This is a genomic window from Streptomyces sp. NPDC006335, from assembly GCF_040612795.1.
GTDB lineage: Bacteria > Actinomycetota > Actinomycetes > Streptomycetales > Streptomycetaceae > Streptomyces.
Map to the genome: position 1 here is coordinate 1 of NZ_JBEXQX010000013.1, position 22320 is coordinate 22320.

21 protein-coding genes and 5 pseudogenes are annotated in these 22320 nt (G+C 67.8%); 7 read left to right on the plus strand and 19 right to left on the minus strand.

Going from position 1 to position 22320, the window contains the following annotated elements:
• Positions 1-430 precede the first annotated feature (430 nt).
• Complete coding sequence (locus ABZ098_RS30125) at positions 431-826, plus strand: contact-dependent growth inhibition system immunity protein (RefSeq protein WP_356596466.1); 396 nt, start codon at positions 431-433, stop codon at positions 824-826.
• Between the two features lie 46 nt (positions 827-872).
• Here ABZ098_RS30125 and ABZ098_RS30130 read toward each other — a convergent pair whose 3' ends face one another.
• The 5 genes and pseudogenes from ABZ098_RS30130 to ABZ098_RS30150 all read right to left on the minus strand — a co-directional run.
• Complete coding sequence (locus ABZ098_RS30130) at positions 873-1727, minus strand: IS5 family transposase (protein ID WP_356596468.1); 855 nt, start codon at positions 1725-1727, stop codon at positions 873-875.
• A 265-nt stretch (positions 1728-1992) separates the two neighbouring features.
• Positions 1993-2526 (minus strand): SMI1/KNR4 family protein, encoded by a 534-nt coding sequence (locus tag ABZ098_RS30135; RefSeq protein WP_356596470.1) that lies wholly within the window; start codon positions 2524-2526, stop codon positions 1993-1995.
• A gap of 227 nt (positions 2527-2753) precedes the next feature.
• Positions 2754-3131, minus strand: coding sequence for a histone-like nucleoid-structuring protein Lsr2 (locus tag ABZ098_RS30140; protein WP_356596472.1), 378 nt, complete (start codon positions 3129-3131; stop codon positions 2754-2756).
• 284 nt (positions 3132-3415) lie between these two features.
• Entirely contained in the window at positions 3416-3715 is a 300-nt protein-coding gene (locus tag ABZ098_RS30145) for a DNA/RNA non-specific endonuclease (protein WP_356596879.1), read from the minus strand.
• 1031 nt (positions 3716-4746) lie between these two features.
• Positions 4747-5775, minus strand: a pseudogene (locus ABZ098_RS30150) (hypothetical protein); the annotation flags it as partial.
• Between the two features lie 41 nt (positions 5776-5816).
• On the opposite strand from ABZ098_RS30150, the gene ABZ098_RS30155 reads away from it, so the two are divergent.
• Together ABZ098_RS30155 and ABZ098_RS30160 are read left to right on the plus strand one after the other, a co-directional pair.
• Positions 5817-6185 carry a hypothetical protein gene (locus ABZ098_RS30155; RefSeq protein ID WP_356596474.1) on the plus strand — a complete coding sequence of 123 codons (369 nt, stop codon included), beginning with the start codon at positions 5817-5819 and terminating at the stop codon, positions 6183-6185.
• A gap of 309 nt (positions 6186-6494) precedes the next feature.
• A complete protein-coding gene (locus tag ABZ098_RS30160) occupies positions 6495-6812 on the plus strand; it encodes a hypothetical protein (protein ID WP_356596476.1) in 318 nt (105 codons plus the stop codon).
• Between the two features lie 8 nt (positions 6813-6820).
• Here ABZ098_RS30160 and ABZ098_RS30165 read toward each other — a convergent pair.
• From ABZ098_RS30165 to ABZ098_RS30200, 8 genes and pseudogenes are all read right to left on the minus strand, one after another.
• A pseudogene (locus ABZ098_RS30165) lies at positions 6821-7024 on the minus strand (transposase); the annotation flags it as partial.
• 671 nt (positions 7025-7695) lie between these two features.
• Positions 7696-8232: a hypothetical protein gene (locus tag ABZ098_RS30170; protein WP_356596881.1), complete on the minus strand. Its 537-nt coding sequence runs from the start codon at positions 8230-8232 to the stop codon at positions 7696-7698.
• A 255-nt stretch (positions 8233-8487) separates the two neighbouring features.
• Complete coding sequence (locus ABZ098_RS30175) at positions 8488-8922, minus strand: AAA family ATPase (RefSeq protein ID WP_356596883.1); 435 nt, start codon at positions 8920-8922, stop codon at positions 8488-8490.
• Positions 8923-8957: 35 nt separating this feature from the next.
• Positions 8958-9083, minus strand: coding sequence for a hypothetical protein (locus ABZ098_RS30180; protein ID WP_356596909.1), 126 nt, complete (start codon positions 9081-9083; stop codon positions 8958-8960).
• 286 nt (positions 9084-9369) lie between these two features.
• A pseudogene (locus tag ABZ098_RS30185) lies at positions 9370-9609 on the minus strand (DUF6431 domain-containing protein); the annotation flags it as partial.
• A gap of 13 nt (positions 9610-9622) precedes the next feature.
• Positions 9623-10744 carry a peptidoglycan bridge formation glycyltransferase FemA/FemB family protein gene (locus tag ABZ098_RS30190; RefSeq protein WP_356596478.1) on the minus strand — a complete coding sequence of 374 codons (1122 nt, stop codon included), beginning with the start codon at positions 10742-10744 and terminating at the stop codon, positions 9623-9625.
• Positions 10745-11012: 268 nt separating this feature from the next.
• Positions 11013-11756, minus strand: a complete 744-nt coding sequence (locus ABZ098_RS30195; RefSeq protein WP_356596480.1) for a DUF4241 domain-containing protein — start codon at positions 11754-11756, stop codon at positions 11013-11015.
• 299 nt (positions 11757-12055) lie between these two features.
• The gene (locus tag ABZ098_RS30200; protein WP_356596482.1) at positions 12056-16618 is read right to left on the minus strand and encodes an AAA family ATPase; all 4563 of its coding nucleotides are present in this window, start codon (positions 16616-16618) and stop codon (positions 12056-12058) included.
• Between the two features lie 125 nt (positions 16619-16743).
• On the opposite strand from ABZ098_RS30200, the gene ABZ098_RS30205 reads away from it, so the two are divergent.
• Positions 16744-17637 (plus strand): hypothetical protein, encoded by an 894-nt coding sequence (locus tag ABZ098_RS30205; protein ID WP_356596484.1) that lies wholly within the window; start codon positions 16744-16746, stop codon positions 17635-17637.
• A 354-nt stretch (positions 17638-17991) separates the two neighbouring features.
• Positions 17992-18285: pseudogene (locus tag ABZ098_RS30210) on the plus strand (IS5/IS1182 family transposase); the annotation flags it as partial.
• A 107-nt stretch (positions 18286-18392) separates the two neighbouring features.
• On the opposite strand, the gene ABZ098_RS30215 reads toward ABZ098_RS30210, so the two are convergent.
• A complete protein-coding gene (locus ABZ098_RS30215; protein WP_356596486.1) occupies positions 18393-19196 on the minus strand; it encodes an NAD(P)H-binding protein in 804 nt (267 codons plus the stop codon).
• A gap of 9 nt (positions 19197-19205) precedes the next feature.
• Here ABZ098_RS30215 and ABZ098_RS30220 point away from each other — a divergent pair, with 9 nt between their 5' ends.
• Positions 19206-19946, plus strand: a complete 741-nt coding sequence (locus ABZ098_RS30220) for an AraC family transcriptional regulator (protein ID WP_356596488.1) — start codon at positions 19206-19208, stop codon at positions 19944-19946.
• A 15-nt stretch (positions 19947-19961) separates the two neighbouring features.
• On the opposite strand, the pseudogene ABZ098_RS30225 reads toward ABZ098_RS30220, so the two are convergent.
• Both ABZ098_RS30225 and ABZ098_RS30230 read right to left on the minus strand, forming a co-directional pair.
• A pseudogene (locus ABZ098_RS30225) lies at positions 19962-20121 on the minus strand (IS5/IS1182 family transposase); the annotation flags it as partial.
• Positions 20122-20265: 144 nt separating this feature from the next.
• On the minus strand, positions 20266-20532 hold the full coding sequence (locus tag ABZ098_RS30230) for a hypothetical protein (protein ID WP_356596490.1): 267 nt from the start codon (positions 20530-20532) through the stop codon (positions 20266-20268).
• 446 nt (positions 20533-20978) lie between these two features.
• On the opposite strand from ABZ098_RS30230, the gene ABZ098_RS30235 reads away from it, so the two are divergent.
• On the plus strand, positions 20979-21275 hold the full coding sequence (locus ABZ098_RS30235) for a GNAT family N-acetyltransferase (protein ID WP_356596492.1): 297 nt from the start codon (positions 20979-20981) through the stop codon (positions 21273-21275).
• Positions 21276-21337: 62 nt separating this feature from the next.
• Here ABZ098_RS30235 and ABZ098_RS30240 read toward each other — a convergent pair whose 3' ends face one another.
• The 3 genes from ABZ098_RS30240 to ABZ098_RS30250 form a co-directional block, all read right to left on the minus strand.
• A complete protein-coding gene (locus tag ABZ098_RS30240; RefSeq protein WP_356596494.1) occupies positions 21338-21529 on the minus strand; it encodes a hypothetical protein in 192 nt (63 codons plus the stop codon).
• Positions 21530-21544: 15 nt separating this feature from the next.
• Positions 21545-21673: a hypothetical protein gene (locus ABZ098_RS30245; protein ID WP_356596496.1), complete on the minus strand. Its 129-nt coding sequence runs from the start codon at positions 21671-21673 to the stop codon at positions 21545-21547.
• A gap of 251 nt (positions 21674-21924) precedes the next feature.
• Positions 21925-22305 carry an RHS repeat-associated core domain-containing protein gene (locus tag ABZ098_RS30250; RefSeq protein ID WP_356596498.1) on the minus strand — a complete coding sequence of 127 codons (381 nt, stop codon included), beginning with the start codon at positions 22303-22305 and terminating at the stop codon, positions 21925-21927.
• Positions 22306-22320: the final 15 nt, after the last annotated feature.

Below are 22320 nucleotides of genomic sequence, written 5' to 3' on the forward strand. Positions count from 1 at the left end.
GTGCTTCGGTGGGATACGGCTCACCCGGACTCCCTGCCCGCGGAAGGGGCCGTGGGACCGCTTCCCACACTGATCCACATGGCAGGCCCGTCCGGACTGCCGTCCTGGACCACCTGCGTGCCGGCCGGCGAGCGTGTCGCGACCTCGACGAGCGTCCTGCGGCGGGACCGTTCCACTAGCAGCCTGAGCGCTCTGCCTAACAGCAGCACAACGCACACGGTGGGCCAGGTAGGGCCGTCCAGCCCCAGCTCCGTCCACATCTCCCAGTCACCCTCTTTGTCTCAGTCCGAAACGCGTACACCTATACATGTGCTGAGAGGGCAGGAACGTTTAGTCGACCGGCGTAACTGTGTCCGAATCGGCTCACGGCAGTGCAGGATCACCGCTCTCTCAGACCGCGTTTGAGATCTCGTCGTAGGACAATCGGGCGGTGACGCGACCCCTGAATCGTGACCGCTCTCTTGAAGAGCTTGAACGCGACCGCTGGCCGGCTCCATCAGCCGGCGCCACCGGCCTTGTCGCTACTGCACACGCATTGCGGCGTCGGCCGATCGGCGAGCTGACCGTCGAGGACATGCGCTTGTTGATCGGGCAGGACATAGGACTGCCCTACCTGCTGCCACTGGCACTGGAGGTGCTGCGGGACAACCCGATGGCAGAAGGGCACATGTATGAAGGTGATCTGCTGGCCGCGGTCCTCACCAGGAACCCAGCGGTCTGGACGGAGTCCTCCGAACTCGGCCGAGAGCTTCGCGTGATCATCTCGAACTTGACCGACCTGCCGCCTGACCTGCAACAGAAGGTTGAACGGTTTCTGGCTCGATAGAGCACCGCCGCAGGACGTGTCCCATTGAAGGGAAGGCCGGCGTTATCTACGGAACGTCTCGCCGGAGCAAGCGCGGGCCCGGACGCGTCGCCGGCCGGCCGCGGGTGAGTCGGCGGACCATGAGGCCGATCATTGCCCAGCGGATCATGGTCTCGGAGCGGGCCGGGCTGGCCTCGTAGTCACGCGCGAGGCGGCGGTGGGCGATGAGCCACGAGAAGGTGCGCTCGATCGCCCATCTCCTGGGCTGGACCTGGAATCCGCGCTGGCCCGGGGCCTTGCGCACGATCTCCAGCTCGCGGCCGAGGATCGTGCATGACCACTCCACGAGGCGGCCGGCGAAGCACTGGTCCGCCCAGATCTTCTGCACGCCCGGATGGTCTAGGCGGGTCCACAGCAACGAACGCTTCGCGCCGTCGCGGTCCTGGATGTTCGCCGCGACCACGTGAACCGCCAGCAGCAGGCCCAGGGTGTCCGTGACGATGAACCGTTTGCGGCCCTTGACCTTCTTGCCCGCATCGAGGCCCCGGGTGTTGGCGGGGACCGTGCCGGCCGTGCGCACAGACTGCGAGTCGATCAGCCCGGCGCTCGGCTCCGCGTTACGGCCGTCGGCCTCACGGACCCGGCCGCGCAACGTGTCGTGGACCTGCTCGACGGTGCCGTCGTCGTGCCACCAGGTGAAGTACCAGTACACGGTAAGCCAGGGCGGGAAGTCCTTCGGCAGCTGGCGCCAGGCGCACCCGGTCCGTACCACGTAGAAGATCGCGTCCACGATCCGCCGACGTGGGTGCTTCTCCCGCCGCCCGCCCTTCGGCCCGACCCTCGCCGCCGGCAGCAGCGGCTCGACCAGAACCCACTGCTCATCCGTCAGATCCGACGGATACCCGCCCCCAGAACCACTCACGCAAGGCTCAACAGCCACGCCCGCCCTGGGACACGGCAGATCTCAAACGCGGTCTCAGAGGTCAGCGCCGCAGACCCTGGACTGCTCGGATCCGTCCAAAAAGCAGAGCAGGAGTAGCCGACGGCCCTCACCGCACACTGACCGAGCGTTTGGTCCGGTGATTTGCGAGAGCTCACGGTGAGCTTCAATGCCCTCTGGACTGCTAGCGGCACCCGGGGCGGCTTCGGCCGGCCGGGGACTGTCTCGTGCACGGACTTGGGACTGTTCAGACGGCTGTCAGCTGTCGGTATTCGTGCGTGGTGCGCGGGAAGCGGGAGGAGAGCGCGTCGGAGTGCACGTCGCCTTCGAGGGCGGCGAGGAGGAACTCGGTGCAGGTCATCTGGTAGTGCTCCCAGCGATCGCCGCGGGCCTCGTTCACCATGACCGTCCACTGATCGGGATCCTGGCCCGTCTTCACCAGCCAGTAGAGGCACTCACCGTTGTCGGTTGTGGCCCAGGGGATGACCCGGCTGCCGGCATCCGCGAGTTCGTCGGGCTTCTTCTCGAACTCCCAGAGCCCTTGGAGGGCTTCGGTCTGCTGGTCCTCCCACTCGATCAGGTCGTAGTTGTCGTTGGGGCAGCCTGGCTCGAGGAGGTAAAGGTAGTCATCCCAGTTACTGCCGCCGTAGGCGCGGATGAGCTCCTTGTAGTCGGAGGGGAGGGTGATGCCGAGTTGCTCCTGGACCGCGTCCCAGTCCGTGGCCCGGGGTTCGGAGGGCGGTGTGATCAACTGGGTGAGGCGGGCGAGTGCGGTGTTCATGACGCTTTCCTGCGTGGATGTTCCATGAATGCGGCTTTCCTCGTGCCCGTCTCCGGCTGTCCTGACGATGAGCTGCTACCGGCGAAGCCCCCGGGCAGGATGTTCGGCGGCCACCTGCGAAGTCGCGGTCACGCGGGTGAGACGGGCTTGTTCCGAAGCGGCGCGAGTGCGCTTGCAATCCTGCGGCACACCAGGCCGGATATCCCCTGTGGCCGAACGGCCGAACGCTACTGCTCGCCTTGGGTGGCTCGCTGCCAGGCGGCGCGGATGGCTGCGGGGATGCGGCCTCGGTCGGGGACGTCGTAGCCGTTGGCGCGGGCCCACTCGCGGACGGTGTTGGTGTCGACTGACCGGCTCGCGGGGGGCGCTGGCGGTGCTGCATCGTCACGACGGGAGGGCGTGAAGGTGATGCCCTGGTGGAGGACGTCCGTGGGGAAGAGGGGGATGTGGAGTTCGCCGCTGAGGAAGGCGATGAGGAGGTCGGTGAGGGTGCCGTCGTAGGTGTACCAGTCGTGACCACGGGCCTCGTTGATGGCGATACGCCACGCATCAGGCTCAGTCTCGGGTTCGGTGATCCAGAAGAGGTAGTTGCCGTTGTCGGTCACTCCCGCGACGAGGAGGTGCCGCGGGTCGTGCGGCACGGGGAAAGTGCCCTGGTCGCGGTCGCGCTGGAGTTGTTCCTGGACGCTTGAGGCCAGGGGCCCGGCGAGGCTGCCGGACGGGTGGTAGACGTGCAGGAAGTTGCAGAAACTGCCCGGCCCGTACGCGGCGGCGAGCTCTTCGTAGTCTCGGGGCAGCGGGCGGCCGAGACCACCCTCTGCGGCCGTCCAGTCCACTGCGGGTGGGGCCGCGGGTGGCGGGCAGATACGCGTGAGGTCGTCGATGGTGCTCACAGGAGTCCTCGTCGGTGTCGCTGTTGCTGCTCGTGGGCGGGGTTGTCCAGTAGCTGGTCCAGGGCGAAGCCCTTGGTGCCGTGGACTTCGAGCTGAATGTACTTCGGGACCGAGTCCGGCAGGTCGTCGCTGTATTCGAGGTAGACGTTGTAGGTGACGACTTCACCGTTGTGCTGGACGGCGTTGTAGATGTCCTGCTCGTGATCGCGCACGTCGGGGCTGTTGGTCGGGTTCTGGGTGATGGTGAAGAGGTCGTCGAGGGTGTCGCCGGATCCGCCGAGCATCCGGGCCAGCATGTGGCCGCGGGCCTGGTTGTAGTCGCCGCCGGCGCGCAGCCGGTGCTTGGCGGTGCGGCGGCCCAGCGCATCGTAGAACCCGCCCCAGGTCGGATCCGCCGTGCAGCCGGCCAGGCCGAGCGGGTCGGTGGGGGTGAAGGGGTTGGGGACGTAGGTGTAGTGGTTGACGGCCGGGGCGAGACCCAGGGGGTCGGGAAGCAGGGCGGCTCCAGCGAGTTCCGCGCGTGGGTGCCCTCGTCGAGCATGTCCCGGGTGATGACTGCGTTCATCTCGTAGGGGCGGGACACGTCGCCGGGGGCCTGGACCTGGGTGAGGCGGTCTTCGGCATCCCAGGTGAACGTCCAGGTCAGGTGTTTGCCTCTGAGCGTGGTGAGGCGTTTTTGGGCGAGGCGGCCCTGGGCGTCGTAGGTGTAGCGGGTGCGGCCGGCCTGGGTGATCCGGCTGCCCGAGTAGGTGCGTTCACCGGCGGCGTCCTGTCCAGGGGTGCCAGGCGGCAGCGCGGCGTGGGCCTGGTCGCCGGCGGTGTTGTAGGCGTACTGCTCGCTCCAGCCCTCAGCGGTGACGGCGGTGATGCGGCTTGCTGCGTCCAGCGTGTAGGTGCGCCGGCCGGTGCGGGAGTCCTCGATGGTGTGCGGGGCGCCGTTGAGGGTGTAGGCGAAGGAGCGCTCGAAGAGGGTGTCGTGCGGGCCGGTGAAGGCCTGGTTCGCGATGCGGCCGACGGGATCCCACGTCTGGCTGAAGGTGAGCTGGCCGTTGAGGGTGCGGGAGACTTCCCGTCCGCGTACGTCGCGTTCGAAGCGGAAGGTCTGCTCGCCCGCCGTATACGCCGCGAGCCCACAGTGGTCGTAGGCGAGGGTGCTGGTAGCACCGGACGGGGTGCGCCGGTGGGTGCGCCGGCCCAGCACGTCATAGGCACGCTCCAGGGCGCGGCCGTTGACGCTCTCGGTCACGACCCGCCCGCCCGGATCGCGTTCGAGGTGGATCTGGGCGTGGGGGTTGGTGACCTCCACCAGATGACCGGCGGTGTTGTAGGTGAAGGTGGAGGTGGTGCCGTCGTCGTGCTGCATGCGCACGATCCGCCCCAGAAGGTCACGCTCGTAGGTCAGGGACTGTCCGGCGGCGTTGGTGCGGCGGGTCAGACGGCCCAGGTCGTCGTGTTCGTAGGTCAGGGTGCGGCCGTCGAAGTCCGTCTCCGCCGTCACGCGGCCGGCGGCGTCGTACTGGTAGCGCCACTGCTGCCCCTGTGCGTTCACGACGGTGGCCAGGCGCAGTTCGCTGTCGTGGGTGAACTGGTAGGCGGCGCCATCGGCGGTGCGGGTGGCGGTGCGCCGGTCGAAGTGGGTGACCGCGTGGGTGGTGGTGTGCCCGGCCCGGTCGGTGTGGGCGAGCAGGTTGCCCTCGCCGTCCCAGGCCCACTCCTCGCGCGTGCCGTCGGGCAGCTCCCGCCAAAGGGGCCGGCCCTCGATGGTCCAGGTCATGCGCATCGTGCCGCCGAGGGCGTCCGTCACCTCGGTGAGCCGGCCAAAGCGGTCCCGGGCCAGGCTCACGCGGGCTCCGTCGGGGGCGGTGATCTCCACCGGCAGACCGGCTGCGTCGTTGCGTATCCGGGTGACCTCTCCGGCCGCGTTGCGCACCGCGGTGACGTGACCGTTCTCGTCGACCTCGTAGTCGGTACGGGCCCCGTCGACAGCGATGACCGCGGTGCGGTTGCCCCGCGCGTCGTATGCGAAGTGCCGCTGGCGGCCCCCGCGTTCTGTGATGGTCACCGGAAGGTCCCAGTCGTTGAAGACCGCGCTGGTGCGGACCCCATCGGGCGCGACGAACCCGACCAGGTTGCCCCGCTCGTCGCGCTCGAAACGCACGGTGCGGCCCAGCGCGTCGGTCTGCTCCAGAATCCGGTCCCGCGCATCGAACACGTAGGAGGTGGTGTGGCCCACCGGGTCGGTCTCCGCGACGATCTGCAGCCGCTCGTCCAGCTGGTAGAGGGTCGTGGCGCCCGTCGAGTCGGTGTACCGGGTCATCCGGTTGGTCGTGTCGTAGGCGAACGTGGACGAGAGCATCCCGGACGGCCCCAGGTCTCTTCGCCTTCCCCGCTCCGCTGGTGCTGGTCCCCCTGGCGCAGGGCCCCGTACTATTTGCGGCAACGTGTCTTTTTCTGGCGGAGTTCGGCTCCGGGTTCGGCGTGATGGTCCTGGATATCGCAGGTGGATCACTCACGGCGTCGCTGATACCCGACACGCTACGATCCCGCGTCGCAGGAGCCAGCCGCCTGTGCAACTACGGCGTCCGACCCATCGGCGCACTGGCAGGCGGGTGGCTCGGCGCAACGATCGGCCTGCGCCCCAGTCTGTGGATCGCGACCCTGGGCGCCCTGCTCGGCCTGATGTGGGTGGTGCCCTCCCGGATACTCCTGCGCACCATCACGCCCAAGCCGTCTCACAGCGAAGCCCAGCCGCACAGGACGCCTTGACGCCGGACACCATGGCCACCGGTGCCGCCTTGCCGTTCGTCAACTGGGGATCAAGAACACTTACCTAGCTTGAGATTTAACTCCTAGGAGCCTTGGGCGTGCGGCTCGCATACTGGCCCGATGAGCTCGATCTCCATGCACCACCGGTTCCAAGACCCCCGGAGCACGAAGTACGACTTCCTCACGTCGGTTCTCGTGTGCTGTCCCGGCTGCGGAAAGGTCGCGCATGTCGGTACAGCACCAGACCCGTCTGGGGTTCATGACCAGGGCCTCTTCGCACGGAGGCGTCTCGTTTGTCGGAGCTGCGGGATGGCCAAGGACTGGAGCCGTGGTGGTGTGGCGTTGCACCGGGATCGGCATGCGCCGGCCACAGACCCGTACTTCGATGTGCGTCTCTGGCTGCAGATCGAGACCCGGCACGGGTGGGTATGGGCCTATAACCTGGAGCACCTGGAGTTGATCAAGCGGTTTGTGCAGGCACCACTGCGTGAAGGGATTCCCTGGCGCGACCACGGCCGGAAGATGACCGTAGTGGCCTGCCTGCCTGCCTGGATGCAGCAGGCCAAGAATCGCGACGAAGTGCTGCGGGCCATCGCCCGCATCCACGCCTCACTGCTGCGCGTCTGACCCTTTCCTCAGCCAGTTCGGCGCGGTTTTGTGCCGACCTTGTGGTGAGCGGTACGGCTGAATGCCTCGCCGGTGGCGAGGACTCTGCCTACGTCGTGACGGGTGGCGGGGCGGCGGTTTCTCGAACCTTGTGGCCGGCCATGGCCGGGATGGGAAGGTTTCGGTGCACCAGCCGGAGACCCGGTCTTCGTGCGCAGGTTTCTGAACCCTCTAAGCGCGCGTTGTGGTCGACCTTGGCGTTGCCGTAGTCGCGGTGATGCGGGCCTGGCCAGGCAATCCCGCCGACCAGATGGTAGAGCTCCGTGTCCGCGAAGAGCCTCGCCGGACAGTCCCCCGGCATCAGCGCGATCCACACCCGCTCCAGCGACGGATCCTCGCCCTCCACCACACGAGCCGGATCAGGACCGGCCTGGGACCGGTAAATGTTCACACCGTCGAAGTCCAGGGTGCGGTGACGCTGCGTCGCCAGGGTGCAGTGCGTACACGGCACCGTCAGCTTGCGCCCCCACACAGGGACCAGATCCTCGCCCGGCCCCTGCTGGGCAGGAACACCCACGTCGGCTCAGCCTCCCGGTTACACGCATCCCGGCAGTCGGCCGCGAAATGCGGCCAGACAGCACATGATGCAGCAACTCCCATGCTAGCGGCAGACATTGACGCTCCCACAGCCGTCACGCGACGCCGCGGTGCGACCGGCTGGCCGCCATCCGCGCGCGCAGCACCGTCGGTTGATGGCGAGCGAGACGCCGTAGCGGAGGCGGATGCCGCCTACGAGGCGGAGCGGCACCCGGACAGGGTGGACGAAATCATCGGGAAGCCAGCTCATGGCTCCCGACCGTGGCAGCGCGGCTCGGTTCGGTTCGGGTACGGGGTGGTGGGTGGTTCACCAGGTGTGGGCGACGTCCACGACGAGGTGTCCGGCCTGCTGGAGTACGCGGAAGGGCAGTCGGGCTCGTAGTCCGAGTCCGAATTGGGACTGGCCTTCGAAGGTGCCGGCGAACTTGGCGTCGCGGAAGGTGCGGTAGCCGGTGAGGTTCACGCCGGGCAACAGCTTGCCCGCCCGGCCGGGGTAGGTGGGGGTGCCGGAGTCGATGTCGTAGGCGGGTGCGCGCACGATCACTTCGAGGATGGCGCCGCCGCTGACGGGGATGCGGTGGCCGGTCGGGTCCTGGATCAGCTGGTCGACGTACCGCACGCTGTAGCCGAGCTGGTCGGCGGGCGCACCGGGGACGTCGATGACGAACCGGTCATAGCAGTCGTGGCGGCCGGTCCTGGCGTTCGTGACGTAGTGGCCGGCCGTGCTGGCCGAGTTCGTCTTTCCGACGCTGCCCCAGCCGGCCGGGCAGACGGTCGCCGCCTGCGTGGCGGGGGCGGTGCCGGCCATGGCCGGCGCCGTGGCCGCTCCCAGCGTGGTGGCCATGAGAGCCGCCGTCACCCAGACTGTCCTATTTCTAACCATCTCGTCCCCCAAGCGGGTGAATGTCCTAGTAGGGGAGACAGCTGGATTGGCCGAAAGGTTGCACGTTTTCTGCCGGAAGTATGGAGAAACCGCTGCCGCACGCCCCGACAACCCGCTGCCGCCCGCCCCGGCGCGGGGGTCGGCCCGCGGGCGGGCCTGAGACGTGGGCCGTCCCGGCCCCGGGCGATCAGGAATGCGCCCCGCTCAACCGCCCGGTCAGTCCCGTAGGGACTGCAGGGCGATGTTGTTGACCGAGCGGGGCAGGCCGCGGCTGGTGAGGTGGATCAGGTCGACGGCGTCGTCGGAGAACAGCGGATCGGACCGTCCGGCGATCGTCAGGTGGTGCTTGATGTAGCTGGCGGTTTCGTCCTTGTTCATGGTCGGCATCTGGTAGCTGATCGAGATGCGCTGGTCCAGGGCCGCCAGGATGCCGTGCTTCATCCGTTTGCGCAGGGTGGGTTGCCCGATCAGCAACACCGCGAACGGCGTCGTGGAGTCCATGTCGTAGTTGGTGAGCATGCGGATCGGGTCCAGCTCGTGGTGGTCGAGGAGGTGCGACTCGTCGATAACGACCGCGGGATGCGGCCTCTCTCGTCGACCTCGGCGGCCAGCGCTGCGGATGCCTGAGCTGCGAGAGCGGCGGACTGGTATTTCGGGGTGCCGCCCAGGCTGGTGACGATGCCGTCCTAGAGGCCGCGCATGCCGACCTCGGGGTTGGGTTGGTAGATCACGGTGAACCGAGCCGGGTCGAGGGAGGCGACGGCGCCCTTGAGGGCGACGGTCTTGCCCGCGCCGACCTCGCCGGTGACCACGCCGATCGCCTTGTTGTTGATGCACCAGCTTCGTGGCCGCCGCCCGGTGGGCGGCGGCCACGATCACCGAGACCGCATCCGCAAGAGGCGAGGCCGCAGGCTCCGGCATCACCGGATCGTCCGCGAGCGCGATCAGGGCGACGGTGAAGTACCGGCGGACATCCTCCGACCTGCGGCGGAAGCGGCGGATCCAACCCCGGACCGCGCCGTCCGACAGCCCCAGACGGGCGGCGACCCAGCGGTGCCCCATGCCCAGAGCCGCTATCTCCAGCCCGGCCCCGATCACCTCGGCCGCATCCATCCGCCGCGGCCACAACGTCTCCGGCAGCAGCACGTGCGTGACCTGGCAACCCGAACAGCGCGACCGGCGAGGACGTACGAACCAGCGAACTCCGAGATCGCCGCGTACTTCCCGTCGCTGGCCGTGCCCCCAGGGCACGAGGGGCGCCCCGCAGGACGGGCAGGTCAACTCGCCCGCCAGCGACTGGCGCTCCACGCGCACCGCATCGGAGTCGACGATCAGCACGCGACCCGCAGTCTCAACGCCGGGACATGTAGAGGTCGAGGGCCTTGTGCAGAACCTTGCTGAGCGGGTAGTCCCACTCGCCGAGGTATTCGACGGCCTGGCCGCCGGTGCCGGCCTTGAACCGGAGCAGTCCCAGCAGGTGGTTGTCCTCTTCCAGGGTGTCGGTGATGCCTCGGCAGTCGTAGACACCCGCGCCGAGTTCGTGGGCGTCGGTCATCATCCGCCACTGGATGGCGTTGTTCGGCTGGACCTCGCGCTTGCGGCTGGTCGAGGCGCCGTAGGAGTACCAGACGTGCTCGCCGACGGTCAGCATCGTGGCAGCGGCGAGCACCTCGCCCTCGTGATAGGCGAGGTAGAGGCGCATCCGGTCGTCGTCCTCGGCCCGCATCGCGGTCCACATCCGCTGGAAGTAGGCCAGCGGGCGCGGGATGAACCGGTCCCGCTCGGCGGTCTCGACGTAGAGGCCGTAGAAGGCAGGCAGGTCCTCGTAGCCGCCCTGGACGACTTTGACGCCGGCCTTCTCAGCCTTCTTGATGTTGCGCCGCCACTGCTGGTTGAAGTCGCGCTGGATCTCCTCCAACGGCCGCCCGGCGAAGGGGACCTGGAACACGTAGCGCGGCTGGCCGGCGGCGAAGCCGTCCTCGCCACCGGGCTCGGTCTGCTGCCAGCCCATCCGGCGCAGCCGGTCGGCGATGTCGAAGGCCCGCGGTTCGTGCGCAGTGGCCCCCACATCCCGCAGGTGACGGGCCTGCGGGTCGGCGATCGCGGCCTTGACCGCCTCGGCGCTCCAGCGGCGGGCGACGACGGGCGGTCCCATCTTCACCGAGAAGGCGCCCTGCTCCTTCAAGTACGCGAGCATCGGCTCAAGCCAGTGCTCCAGGTCTGCCGCGGTCCAGTCGATAACCGGGCCCTCGGGCAGGTAGGCGAGGTACCGCTTCAGCTTCGGCAACGGCCGCAGCAGCACCAGGCCGGTCCCGACGAGGCGGCCACTTTCGTCGAACCAGCCCAGACTCTCCGCCCGCCAGTCCGGCTTCACATCCCCCCACGAGGGAACCTGCATGTGGCTCACCGAGGGCCGGGCCTTGACGAAGGCCAGATGCTCCTCGCGGGTGATCGCCTTCAGGCGATAGCTCATGCGCAGCGCTCCTTTGTTCGACGCACAAGCCTACTGAGGCGTACGACGTACCCAGGTTCCTCATCCACACGGTGTCGTCGCGCACAAAGCAGAAGCACACTGCCCAGCAGGATCACAGATCATGCTCATCGCGAGTGTCGCGAACCCCCACCTTCGTACTCACGCAGAGAGTCGTCCAACAAGTAATCGTCAAGACGCGAGGATGGAGTGCCCGCCTGCACTGACCCGCCGCGCCCGGTGGGCTACGACCGCGTCCGGCAGGCCTTGCTCACATGGCTGTGAACAGCCGGTTATGAAAGGCAGGCGTTCCAGTCGTGACGATCGAGGCGATACTCCCGGTCTCCGTGCGCCCCAGCCATACAACGCTCCCCCCATCGGCCGTGAACGTCACGAGGTCGGCTCCGAGAGCCTCGTCGCTCACCCGCTCGAACGACTCGCCCAGAGACTCGGCGGCCAGGGATGCATCCTGCTTGCCCGCATCGACGTCGAGCCAGACCTGGCGGAACGGCTCGGTCAGCGATGGCCAGGCGGTGGCGTCGGCGAAACTCCCCATATTTTCCTCGGAGTCGAAACCCGGCCGCTCACCGTGGACGATTTGCTCGATGCTCTCACCGACACCGAGGCCCACCTCCCAGCAGGCCACTGGGGCATCGCTGACAAGCAGGCGGACGGCGACCGCCTCGCGGCCGTCGAACTGCTCGCCGTTGTACTCATACGGCGCTTCCGTCCAGGAGGCCTGCATCCGGTGAACGCCAGGAGGGATCCGGTCCTTCAGTTCCCGGCCGGCCGGGGTGGGCAACTCCCAGTCGGAATCATCCGGCCAGGGTGAGGCGACGACGAGCCGGCCGCTCGGCACCCGGATCGGGCTTACCTCCGTCACCTCGACGACGTACACGGGTCTCGCCGGATCCTCGGCATGCGTGCCCACCTGCGCCCCCAGTGTGAACACCGCCTCCAAGTACCGGCTCTCTTCCGGACCTGCCGCCAGACGCTCATCTGCTGTGTATCCCATGGCCGAACAGTAGAGGGCCCCACTGACAGAGCCCGACGTCCCGGCACCTCCCATCCCGCTCTCGGTACACGAGTGGCCGGCGGGACCATGCGGTGGCGGTGCCCCGTGTGATGGGTGGGGAGGGCTGGCCTCGGTATGGGCCGGGCCGGGCTGTCACACGGCGATGAACAGTCGTGGCAGGGCGACCACGGCCTCCCACACGGACTTCCGGGCGGCGTCCAGGACCCGTTCCTGTGCGATCTCCTCGGAGAGATCCACGCGTGCCCTCTCCAGCATTGCGGCTGTTGCGCACTCAAGCTTCACAGCAGCCGTTCGTCCACCGACACCGTGGCCAGGCCGGCCGGGCCGTGAATATGGAGGACAGTGCCCCCTGGGCCGGAACCAGCGGCGAGCGCGTGCACTGGCGCACCGGTGAGCAGACTGTGCCGGAGAGAGCCAGTGAAGGGGTCCCAGATGCGGACGCCTCCAGCGTCACCTGAGGCCAGTAGGGTTCGGCCGTCGGGCAGGTCTAGGCCGGTCAGGGCCAGCGTGTCCGGGGAGGCCCAGCTGGCGAGCAGCGTGCCGTCGGCTGTGTCCCATACGTGAATGGCGGCCCCGTCGTCTGTCACGCCGCGGACATCGATGGTACGAGTCGAGGCGGCGAGCAGGTTTCGGCCTTGGGCCGTGAAGCTGCACAGGTGTTGAGAGCCGACCCAGGGGGCAGGCAGGCGCAGCCTGCCTGCGCATGCGCCGGAGGCGATGTCGACGAGAAGGATGCCTTCCGCGACCGCCGCGGCGACGACGCCCCGGTCGCCGGTCCAACGCGGTGGCACGGCGACGAGAGAAGTGGGCTGGCCAACGTCCCAGTCACAGACGACGGCCGAGTCCACTACTTCGCCCGCATCCGCATCCCACTCGAAGTAGCGGAACGTTGCAGGGCGCGGGCGCTCCAGGATGACGAGCATCGGTCCTCCCGCAGGTGTCAACGCCATGCATGATGGTCCTCCGCCCAACTGCGAGACGTGCATGGACGCCACGGGGTGCCCGGGCACCAGGTCCATAACGGTCCACGACCTCCGCCCTGTGACAGCTACCAGGGCGGTATGCGGCGCAGACGGGAGTGCCTGAACGGCGACGACCTCTCCGATGTCGAGGCGCTTGAGTTCTTTCCCCGTCACCGCGTCGTGAATTTCCAGCCCCGTGGGTGTGCCCAAGGCGAGAACATCCACGGGCGCGTCTGCGCCTTTTCGCGGAATACGTGCCCTGGCCAGGAGCCACATGTGGAGTAGCGGCGGCGCCGCCCGTGGGGTCCGGTATTGCGTTCCCCTGAATCTGCGCACGTCAGGATGAGCCTCGGACTCGCTCTCGCCGTCGATGTCCCAGACTCTGATGCCCTGCGATCCGGCTGAGAAGACCCGCCGGGCCGCAGGATCCTCCGATACGGCGAGGGCGTCGACAGTCGGGACGTCCGCCTCGAAGTATCGCTCTTTGCCGGAGTCGAGGTCTCGTACAGCAAGTCGGCCACGCAGGACCTGTGCGATCCCCGTGCCTCCCGCCAGCGCCACCGCGCCACGACCTCCCCCATCGAGCTGTGCCGTTCGCACGCGGGTGAACGGGTTCCACACTTCCGTGTACCGGCCCACCGGTCCGTTCTCCACGAGGAGCAGGTCATCTTTGTCGGGCCTGGCAACTGCCGTGGGTATGGCCGCCGTCCGGCCCCCAAAGGGCGCCTGCGCGACGAGTCCCGCCACAGGGTCCCAGAGACGGATCCCTTTCGCTGTGCTGGCAGCGACCAGAGCATGACCGCTCGCCCTGCGCACGACAGCCGTTTTGGGGAATCCGTACCAGGTTTTCACTGGCGGAAATCCGCTGGCCTCGACCAGCTTCCCGGAACGGGGGTGCCGGGCCGGGGTTCGCGTGTGCCGGGGTGAGGGCCTCCAAAGGTACGCGGCGCTTTGGGTGCGGATGAAGAGTTTCCACAGCGCGAAGCCGTCCTCCAAGACGTGAACTTCAACCGCGCCGGGGAGGGACACGGTGGTGATGATCTGACCCGACGTCGGGTCGAAGATCGTGACGCCGGCAGTGTCGAGTGAGACGAGGAACGTCCGTCCGCCCGTGGCTTTAATGGGCCGGATTCCATCCGGGTGTTCACCCCCATCGAGCTCTGCGGTGCGTTCGCCCGTCGCGGCATCCCAGACCCGAATACGCGCCTCTTCTGCTGCGGCTGCTGCGATGAGCGTGCGTCCGTCCATGGTCGGCAGGACGCACAAGGCGGCTGTCTGCCTGGAGGGCGGAGCCACAACGTTCGTTGGTGCTGCCCACTGGCTCCAGACAGGTACGGTCGGGAGTCCGTCAGGAACCTCTCGTCGTACGTTGTCGTGAAAGACGATGCTACTCAGGCGAGACGTGTAGTCGACGCTGCTGTCGAGGTACGGCTCGATGATTGCGGCGGCTGTCAGAGTTCTGCGCTCCGGGTCCGCTGCCGGGAGTGGCAGGCCGAGGTGGGCCCGCAGTGCGCCCGAGGTCTCCTGAGCCAGAAGTTCCAGCGGCACCGCCTCGTCGGTCAGGAGATTGCCGGCGGCCGCGTGCTGGACGAAGTGCCTGCGGATGTATGGGTGGGTCAGATGCGGTCGGGAGCGCCTGACCAGCTTGGCCAGTGCCTCTGCGATCGCCGCGTGTGCGGTGACCATCTGCGACTCGGCGACCGGAGGCCGCCAGCGGGAGGCGGTGGCCGAGGGTGGAGCCAGCAGCCAGTCATGGTTCTTCACCAGCAGGTCTGCGAGTCGCTGGTGCACAGGCCGGTAGACCGTACGGGCGTCTTCCTCGTCCGTGGCGAGATAGCCGGTGAGCCGGCTGGAGCGGAGCCTGCGGATGGCGCCATCGGCGGCTTCGGGGGAGGCGTAGCCACTGCCATATTCCTGCGCTACCAGCGCGGCGGTTGCCGTTGGCCAGACCTCGGCCCAGGGCATGCCTGCTCCTGGGGCGAGGGCGGTCGCGCGTAGAGCCTCAACCAGCAGGGCGGCCGGTACGTTGGTCGACAGGGAAACGGCCTTGATGTCCTCGCGCAGCAGCCCGGCAGTGCCATCGGCAAGGCGCTCAAGCCACCTCTCCTCGGTCAAGTCCTGGCGGGCTTCTGCCCTGCGTAGCTGGTCGGCAGCGATGCGAGCGTCCAGGAAGGACGGGGCGACCGCCTTCGCGACGGCTCGTGAAGCCTCCGCTGCTGCTTCCGGTGCTCCGTGGTACGGGCTGTCCGCTGGTGCCAGCAGTAGCGTGGCGACATAGGCGGCGATGTCGCCAACGGATTCGGGGCCGTCGGTGCGGACTACCTTCACAGCGCTGTCCTCAGACGACAGGCTCTCGGTGAGCTGCCTCAACAGCTGGTCCGCTCGCCCATCGTGCAGATGCTCGTCGGACGTGTAGGACACAACGGGTGAACTGCGGATGCCGAGAAGGAGACGGACGGGGCTGCCACTGTCCGGCGACCTCAGACGTGCCAGCGGCAAGATGACATCATTGACCAGGGCGAGCGGGTCTTCGGCCTCGTCCAGCGCGTCGACCACCACAGTGACCCGCCTCGCCAGTTCCTCGGACCGGCCGCTCACCAGCCGGATCAAGGCCTGGAGCGGCAGCTCCCTGTCATCCCCTCTGTGCGTGCCGTCCTCGCCACCGAGTGCGGTGAGCAGGTCCTCCACGACGATGCGCACGGATTTACTGCGGGCCATCACCGCGACGTCCACCGAATTCGGCGCGGGCCGTAGTTGCGGTGGGATGTTCGCCACCATGGCCTCGTGGTGTGGATCCGTGATGAAGTCCGGATCGGAGAGCGTGACCAGGCGGGCCAGAAGGGCGGACTTGCCGGACCCGGCCGCGCCGGTGATGATCAGGACGCCAGCTGCGCCGTGCAAGAACCCGGTCACACGGGTCATCTGCTCGGCACGCCCGCTGAAATACCAGCCAGGGTCGTCGGCGGCCGCGCGCCCAGACGCCCGCTCGAGCCAGAACTCATCAAGGGAGCCTTGCGGCGGCCTGTCGCCCGCTTCCGTCTCCATCCCTGCCGCAGAGGGCAGGGCGAGTTGGCGCAGCGCCGGGCCGGCCGTGCTCTGCAGAGGCCGGTAGCGAGGGTTGGGCAGGCAGGCGCTCAACTGCTGTTGACGGGAATTGGGAACGATCCACTCGGCGCTGATCAGGTCTTTGTCTTGGCCGTTGTCGTGTTGCCCCACTTGGTGCAGGAGTTGCTCCCACTCGGCGTAGGACAGGTGGGAGGCGGTGTAGCCGGCAGCTTCGTCCAGCATCCGCTCGCGGGCGAGCGCCAGGCGCTGGGTGAACGAGCCCACCAACGGCTGCTCTTTGAAGTCCCCGGCGGTAACGACGGCGAGCCCATGGTGCCTGCGGCGATCGTCGGACAGGGCTAGGAACAACGGTTGCAGTTCGGCGCGCAGGATGCCGGAGAAGCACGAGTCGACGAGCACCATCACGTGCTCGGCCTCGCTGTCGAGGATCGCGGTGATGAGTTCGCTCGTGGGAAAGGCCGTGGCGAACGGGCGGTCCGGCTCCGTCTCGGGGAGCGTGAGAAAGTGGCGAGTCGCGTCCCGGCGCAGGCCGTGGCCGGTGATGTAGACGACGACGGCTTCCTGGTAGCTGGCGGCCGCGAGGCTCTCGCTCCGCAGAAAGTCACGGAGCTCGTCGACCGTACGTACCGAGGGTGCCCGGCTCACCTCGAAGCGGCGGTCAGGACCGAGACTCGGGTCGGCCAGCCAGCCGGTGATCCGGTCCACCTGCTCGGCGATGGCCCGCTCGAAGCCGTCCGGCTGATTGTCGTATCCGTCGATCGCGACCACGATCAGCCGCCGTCGGACCACGCCGTCCAGGTCTTCCGTGCTCACAGCTCTCCCCCGGGCTCTTCGCGCACTGCGATGAATGCGGTGCGCCAGCCTAACCAGAGGCCTACACACCGCGGCGCACGGTTACCATCACCAACACGACTCGGCGGAGAAGAACGGGGGGAGTCGTGAACGCCTTTCAAGTCATCGGTGTGCACGGAATCAAGCAGGGTTCCTCAGCGACGACTGCGGGACTGAGTAGCAAGTGGCAAAAGACCCTGGACACGGCTGTAGCAGCCTCCAAGCACGCCGAGCAAGTGAGTCCGGTCGAGCTCACCGTTCCCTCTTACCAGCGGGCCTTTCCCAAGACGGCCACCCGCTTCATTCGTCTGGGACCGGAGGAGGCTGACGACGCCCCCGTCGACGAGGACGAAGAGACCTTCATCCTTCAGGCACTGGCGTCTTACGCCCCGTCCGCCTTGGCCGAGGAAGACGACTCGCCACTGGCAGGTCACACCCTCGGCGTGGTGGGGCGGCTGACGCCCCGGATCCTGCGCCGAGCGCACGCGGTGGACCGCGTGGCCGGCAAGGGGGTGACCGGTCGCCTGCTGTGGGTGGTCCGCGAAGCCCACGGCTACCTGCGCCACGAGGAGACGGCGGCTGCTGTGCGCGCCGAGATCCGGGCGGCGCTGACCGCCACGGGTGCTCGCATGGTCATCGCACACTCACTGGGAAGCGTGGTGTTCTACGACATGCTGAGCCGCGGCGAGGTGCCCACCGGGCACGACGGCGGACCGGGCGTGACCACCTTCATTACCTGCGGGTCCCCGCTGAGCTGGCTGTGTGTAAGGGAGGGGGTCCACACTCCGGGGGCTCCGCTGTCCGTGCCAGCCGGGGTGGAGTGGACCAACCTCCACTCCCCGAACGACGTCGTGAACAAGGGAGCGGGCCTCTCTCACCTTGCAGTGGGGGTTACCGATGCCGTGGCGCACAACGGTGGCGTCGCCAAGGCGCACGATGTCCATCGCTACCTGGCCCAGGACGCCGTCCTCGAACGCATCGCCAAGGCACAGGCCGCTTGACTGGGGACGCGGGTTCCATGATCCGGTCCGGACGTCGCAGACACGTCACACGCAGGGTGTGCCGTCCATCGGTGGCGATCGAGGCGGCTCGGACGACCTGATTCACCTTCGGACAGGCCGCTCCCCAGCACCGCACAGTCTGCAACTTCCTCTATCCGGCCGCACTGTAGACACGGCAGCAGCCTCAGCTCCGGCCCTGCCGTGGTCGAACGCAACATCCACTCCGTGCAAGTGGCTAGACACGGTGCGTGGTACGTGAGGAAACTGGATCATGGCCTCTCAGGTCGCCGGGGCGCCTGGACAATCTCAGCCGGTCTGCGCGTCCAGCAGGGCGCCCAGGTCAGTGGTATCCCGGACGCCGACTACGACTCGGGCAAGACCCGCACCACCCTCGACGAACGCGGGCCACGAGGCCGGATCGCACACAGGGGCGAGAAAGCTCCCGTCCAGGCCACAGGGCGCTGGCACGTAGAGCGCACCCAGCCCTGGCAGAACGCCTTCCATCGACTCGCGCGTTGCTACGAACGCCGGATCGACGTCATCGATGCCTTCTTCGACCTCACGGATGCCGTCATCACCGCGCGTAGCCTCATTCGCCGCGCCTGGACCACCCACCGCTGGGTCGACCGCCCCACCCGGCGACCATGACCCCACACCCATCTGCGCGACTTCTCACCAGCTCCAGCGAAGCACCAAGGGAGAACGGCCGCTGTCCCTTGAGCTACCAGAGCCTGGCAGCCGTCCGCAGCGGTGGGTTACGGCATTGCCGCGAACGCCTCCCGGTGGTCGCGTGCCCACCGCTCGAACGTGCCCGCCGAACGGCCGAGCACCTGCGGCACGTGGTCGGTGATGTAGGCCGCACCGCCGGCGCGCGCCCAGCCGATGCCAGTGACCATCCCGGCCGGCAACTGGTCGAGCGCATTCGTGTCGGTGAGCTTGACCGGCCGTTCCAGCACGCCCTCCAGAATCGCCGCCTGGTCTGCGAACGTCAGCAGCTCCGGCCCGGTCACGTCGTACCGCTGCCCATCGTGTGCATCGCTGGTCATGGCGGCGACGGCGACCGCAGCCACGTCCCTCGGGTCGACAATGGCCTGCCGGGAGTCGCCGACCAGGTTCGGGATCGGCTCTCCGGCCTGGATCAGCGCCCGGTACCACAAGAAATTCGAGGCGAAGCTCGGCGGGCGAAGCATCGTCCACACGAGCCCGCTGGCCTCGATCGCCTCCTCCGCGGCCACGTGCCACGCCCCGACGGTCGTCCCGTCGAACCGCTCGCCGCTGCCGATCGCGGACAACTTGACGATCTTACGGACGCCCGCCGCCCGCGCGGCCGTCACCAGGGCGATGTCGTGGTCCGCAGTCGGCACGGGGGGCACGGTCACCAGGAAGACCGTGTCGACTTCGGCCACCGCGCGCGCCAGCGACGCCGGGTCGTCGAAGTCGGCCCGCACCCCGCCGGACCGCTCGCGGCGGGACATGGCCCGGAACGGCACGCCCCGCTCGGTGAGCAGACGCATGACATGACTACCGATGGTGCCGGTGGCACCGGTAACAAGGATCATGGCCCGACGATGACAGCGCTCTCACGCCGCGTGATAGGAAGTTTCGGCACTATCGTGGGCGGCGTGAGTTCTCTCAACGTGCCGCCTGCCCTTCTGCGTTGGGTGGCCGGAATCGATGTCGCTACGGCGGGCGCTTCGGCGGCGGTCGATGTGCCCGATCACGCCACCACACTTCTCCTGCGCACTGACAAGCGCGAGCTGATCGTCATGGGCCCCCGCACCCGGGCCGCCTATCACGTCGCCGCGCCCGGCCACTCGTGCGTGCAGGTTCGCATGCGGCCCGGTCGTACCCAAGCCCTGCTCGGCCGTCCGCTGAATGATCTCGCCGACCGCGCCCTGCCGCTCCGCGAACTACCGGGCCTGGACGTCGACCATCTCGCCGCCGACCCGGTCACCGCTCTCGAAAGAGCATTGGCCGACCGCCCGGAGCCATCAGAGCGGCTCGAAGAGGCGGCGCGTCTACTGGTTGGCGCCACTGTCACCGCGACCGCAGCCCGGTTGCACATCAGTGAGCGCCGCCTGCACACCCTGTTCACCGACGGCACCGGCCTGTCCCCCAAGCACTTCGCACGCATCGACCGCGTTCGCACCGTGCTCGCGGCAGATGCCGGCCGATGGGCGGACATCGCCGCGACGGCCGGCTACTACGACCAGTCCCACATGACGGCCGAGTTCCGCCACTTCATGGGTGTCCCACCGGCCGCGTACACAGCGGGGCGGCGCCCCGCCGCGACTTTATGCACTGCCTGAGTTCCCAGACTGACAAAGGAGGAGTTTCAGCAGCTTGTCGAGGATGGTCCGGTCGCTGATCCGCGAGCGGTGGCAGCCCAGCGGGTGGGTTGGATCGTAGACGGGCCGCTGCGGGAAGCAGCGCCGCGAATTGGGCCCACAAGGGTTCGGTCAGCCATGACGGCAAGGCAGGCACAGGTCTCCCGGTGATCACAGAGGGTCGCAACCTCCATGATCACCAAGGCCTAGGCCTCTTCTTCTCCCGAGGGCCCCATCGCGCCTATCTGCGCGACCTCTCAGGCTGGCGCCAACTCGTGGTCACAATCATGGCGTCGCGGACTCACGTCTGTAATCCACGCCCGTACGCGGCCCGCAGCGCCGTGACCGCCTGCTCGTAGGTGTCGGCCCGGATGTCGATCGTCAACTGCACACCCGGCCCGCTCCCACTCTCGGAGCCGGTGCCGTCCTCTCGTAGCCCGAAGAGACCGAAACCCAGGCGGCCGCGGCGGAAGTCGTCCGCGGCAGCCCGCAGCTCCCGCGCGCCCTCCCACTCCTCCCGGTACTCCACATCCGGCAGCCGACGAAAGCGCACCAGCTCCTCCGCCACGTCCGCCACCCGGGTCCGCGATCGGCGTGCGCGGTGCCGTGACCACGGTGTAGAGGAGCACGTCGTACGCGTGCAGGCCGGTCAGGGCGTAGTACCAGCCCTGGCGTTCCTCCCAGTCGAGCCGGATGCCGCCGCGGCCGCTGGTGCGGGTGGCGTCGTTGATGTCTAGGAGGTTCTGGCACAGACCTTGGGGAGCCGTCGCGGAGCGTTACCCCGGTGTTCGATCGCGAGGGCCTCTTGATACCGCCGCGTGTGCTGACCGCGTCGCCGGTATCCGTCCACGAGCCCAGGAGTCAGCGAGAGTTGGTTGGGTCCGGGAGTAGTCGATCTTGACGTGCCCGACGTGGGTGGAGTCAGATGTGGTGTCAAGTTGATGACGAGAAGTGGCACCACCGCATAGGGATCGACATGTTCATAGCAGAAGAGGGCGTTTTTATCCTGCGGAGATGTTGAACCTCTACGGTTCGGTCGGCTTGGAGGGCTACACCAGTGACGTCGACAAGCTCTGTCGCGGTCTCGTGAACTCTCACCTCGTCATCACGGCACGAGATGGATCGGGAACGCTCCTCGGACTGGCACGGACCATATCCGACGACGAGCACATCTGTTACGTCCAGGATGTCGTGGTCAATCCGGCGAACCACAGGCAGGGGGTTGGCCGGGCGCTGTGCTCGGCATCACGCCACTGGCCCCCGAGCTGGAAAGCCGCCGCTCGCAATGAGCGGCGGCCTATCCGGCTTTGAAAGATCGCCTCCGCGTCAAGGCATGGGCGCGGAGGGGCTGTCTGTGATAGTTCCGATAGGTCTCAGCCCACCACGCCCGTTGCGTAGAGCAGTCCCAGAATGGCCAGGACCGTGCCGATCAGACGGAAGGCAAGCGCGTTGGACGCTCCGAACCGCCCCTGGGACCGGCCGCTGAGCGTGGTCGCCACACGCGGGCCCATGAATGCGGTAATCAGCCCGAACAGCGCGATGAGGATACCCACGACAACGTTCATGTCGGATCTCCCGATTCAGCGACGACGTTTGGCATACATGATGCCGACGAAGATCCCGGCCACGATGAACATGCCGATAGCCAGGTAGGGAGACCACGAGGGGCCGTCAGGCCGGTCATTGGCGAGACTGATGAGCTCAAGCATACGTAGTCTCCCTGTGGTGTGTCAGAAGGTGTATTTGGCAGCGCCTGAGCACTTTCCAGTGCTTCCGCCTGTGCCCACGCCCTCGCTGCCGTCCGTGGCTACGGACAGTTCGGCCGGCCCGAAACCACAGGCGACCTCGCCGGTCCACCCTTGATCGGCAGATCCCGACGCAGGACTCGCGTCAGCACTGCCTCCAGGAGTGCCGACGCCGGCGCTGACGTAGGGATGAACGCTGCCGACCCCGTTGCTGCTTACACCGGCACCAAGGCAGAGCCAGAAGCAGCCCTCGGCGCCGATATCCAGCGAGAGCAGCCCAGAGGGATCGCTGTTGTTGATCGGGTCGCCCGCGGCGTAGAGGTACGGATTCTTCTCCTGGCCGGAGGGGTCCGGCTGGGTGAGCGGCCGAGCTGGGGGTCGTAGTAGCGGGCGCCCATCTTGTACAGGCCCGTGGGGTCGAGGTAGGCGCCGCTGTAGCGGAACGGCTGCGGGGCTGCCTCGGTGGTCGTGCCGCGGGGCAGGCCGGTGGGGCCGTAGGCGTAGGTGTGGGTGCGCTTGCCCGCGTCGTCGACCAGGCCCAGCACGTTGCCGGTGCCGTCGGTGAGGTAGTAGTAGGACTTCCCCCCAGTCGTCATGGAATTCAACGTGCC

Excerpts from the sequence above, each read along its gene's own strand:
- ABZ098_RS30135 (WP_356596470.1), bottom strand. The coding sequence starts at position 2,526 with ATGAACACCGCACTCGCCCGCCTCACCCAGTTGATCACACCGCCCTCC.
- ABZ098_RS30145 (WP_356596879.1), bottom strand. The coding sequence starts at position 3,715 with ATGCTGGCCCGGATGCTCGGCGGATCCGGCGACACCCTCGACGACCTC.
- ABZ098_RS30160 (WP_356596476.1), top strand. The coding sequence starts at position 6,495 with ATGGCCAAGGACTGGAGCCGTGGTGGTGTGGCGTTGCACCGGGATCGG.
- ABZ098_RS30170 (WP_356596881.1), bottom strand. The coding sequence starts at position 8,232 with ATGGCCACCACGCTGGGAGCGGCCACGGCGCCGGCCATGGCCGGCACC.
- ABZ098_RS30190 (WP_356596478.1), bottom strand. The coding sequence starts at position 10,744 with ATGAGCTATCGCCTGAAGGCGATCACCCGCGAGGAGCATCTGGCCTTC.
- ABZ098_RS30195 (WP_356596480.1), bottom strand. The coding sequence starts at position 11,756 with ATGGGATACACAGCAGATGAGCGTCTGGCGGCAGGTCCGGAAGAGAGC.
- ABZ098_RS30215 (WP_356596486.1), bottom strand. The coding sequence starts at position 19,196 with ATGATCCTTGTTACCGGTGCCACCGGCACCATCGGTAGTCATGTCATG.
- ABZ098_RS30220 (WP_356596488.1), top strand. The coding sequence starts at position 19,206 with ATGACAGCGCTCTCACGCCGCGTGATAGGAAGTTTCGGCACTATCGTG.
- ABZ098_RS30235 (WP_356596492.1), top strand. The coding sequence starts at position 20,979 with ATGTTGAACCTCTACGGTTCGGTCGGCTTGGAGGGCTACACCAGTGAC.
- ABZ098_RS30240 (WP_356596494.1), bottom strand. The coding sequence starts at position 21,529 with ATGAACGTTGTCGTGGGTATCCTCATCGCGCTGTTCGGGCTGATTACC.
- ABZ098_RS30245 (WP_356596496.1), bottom strand. The coding sequence starts at position 21,673 with ATGCTTGAGCTCATCAGTCTCGCCAATGACCGGCCTGACGGCCCCTCG.
- ABZ098_RS30250 (WP_356596498.1), bottom strand. The coding sequence starts at position 22,305 with ATGACGACTGGGGGGAAGTCCTACTACTACCTCACCGACGGCACCGGC.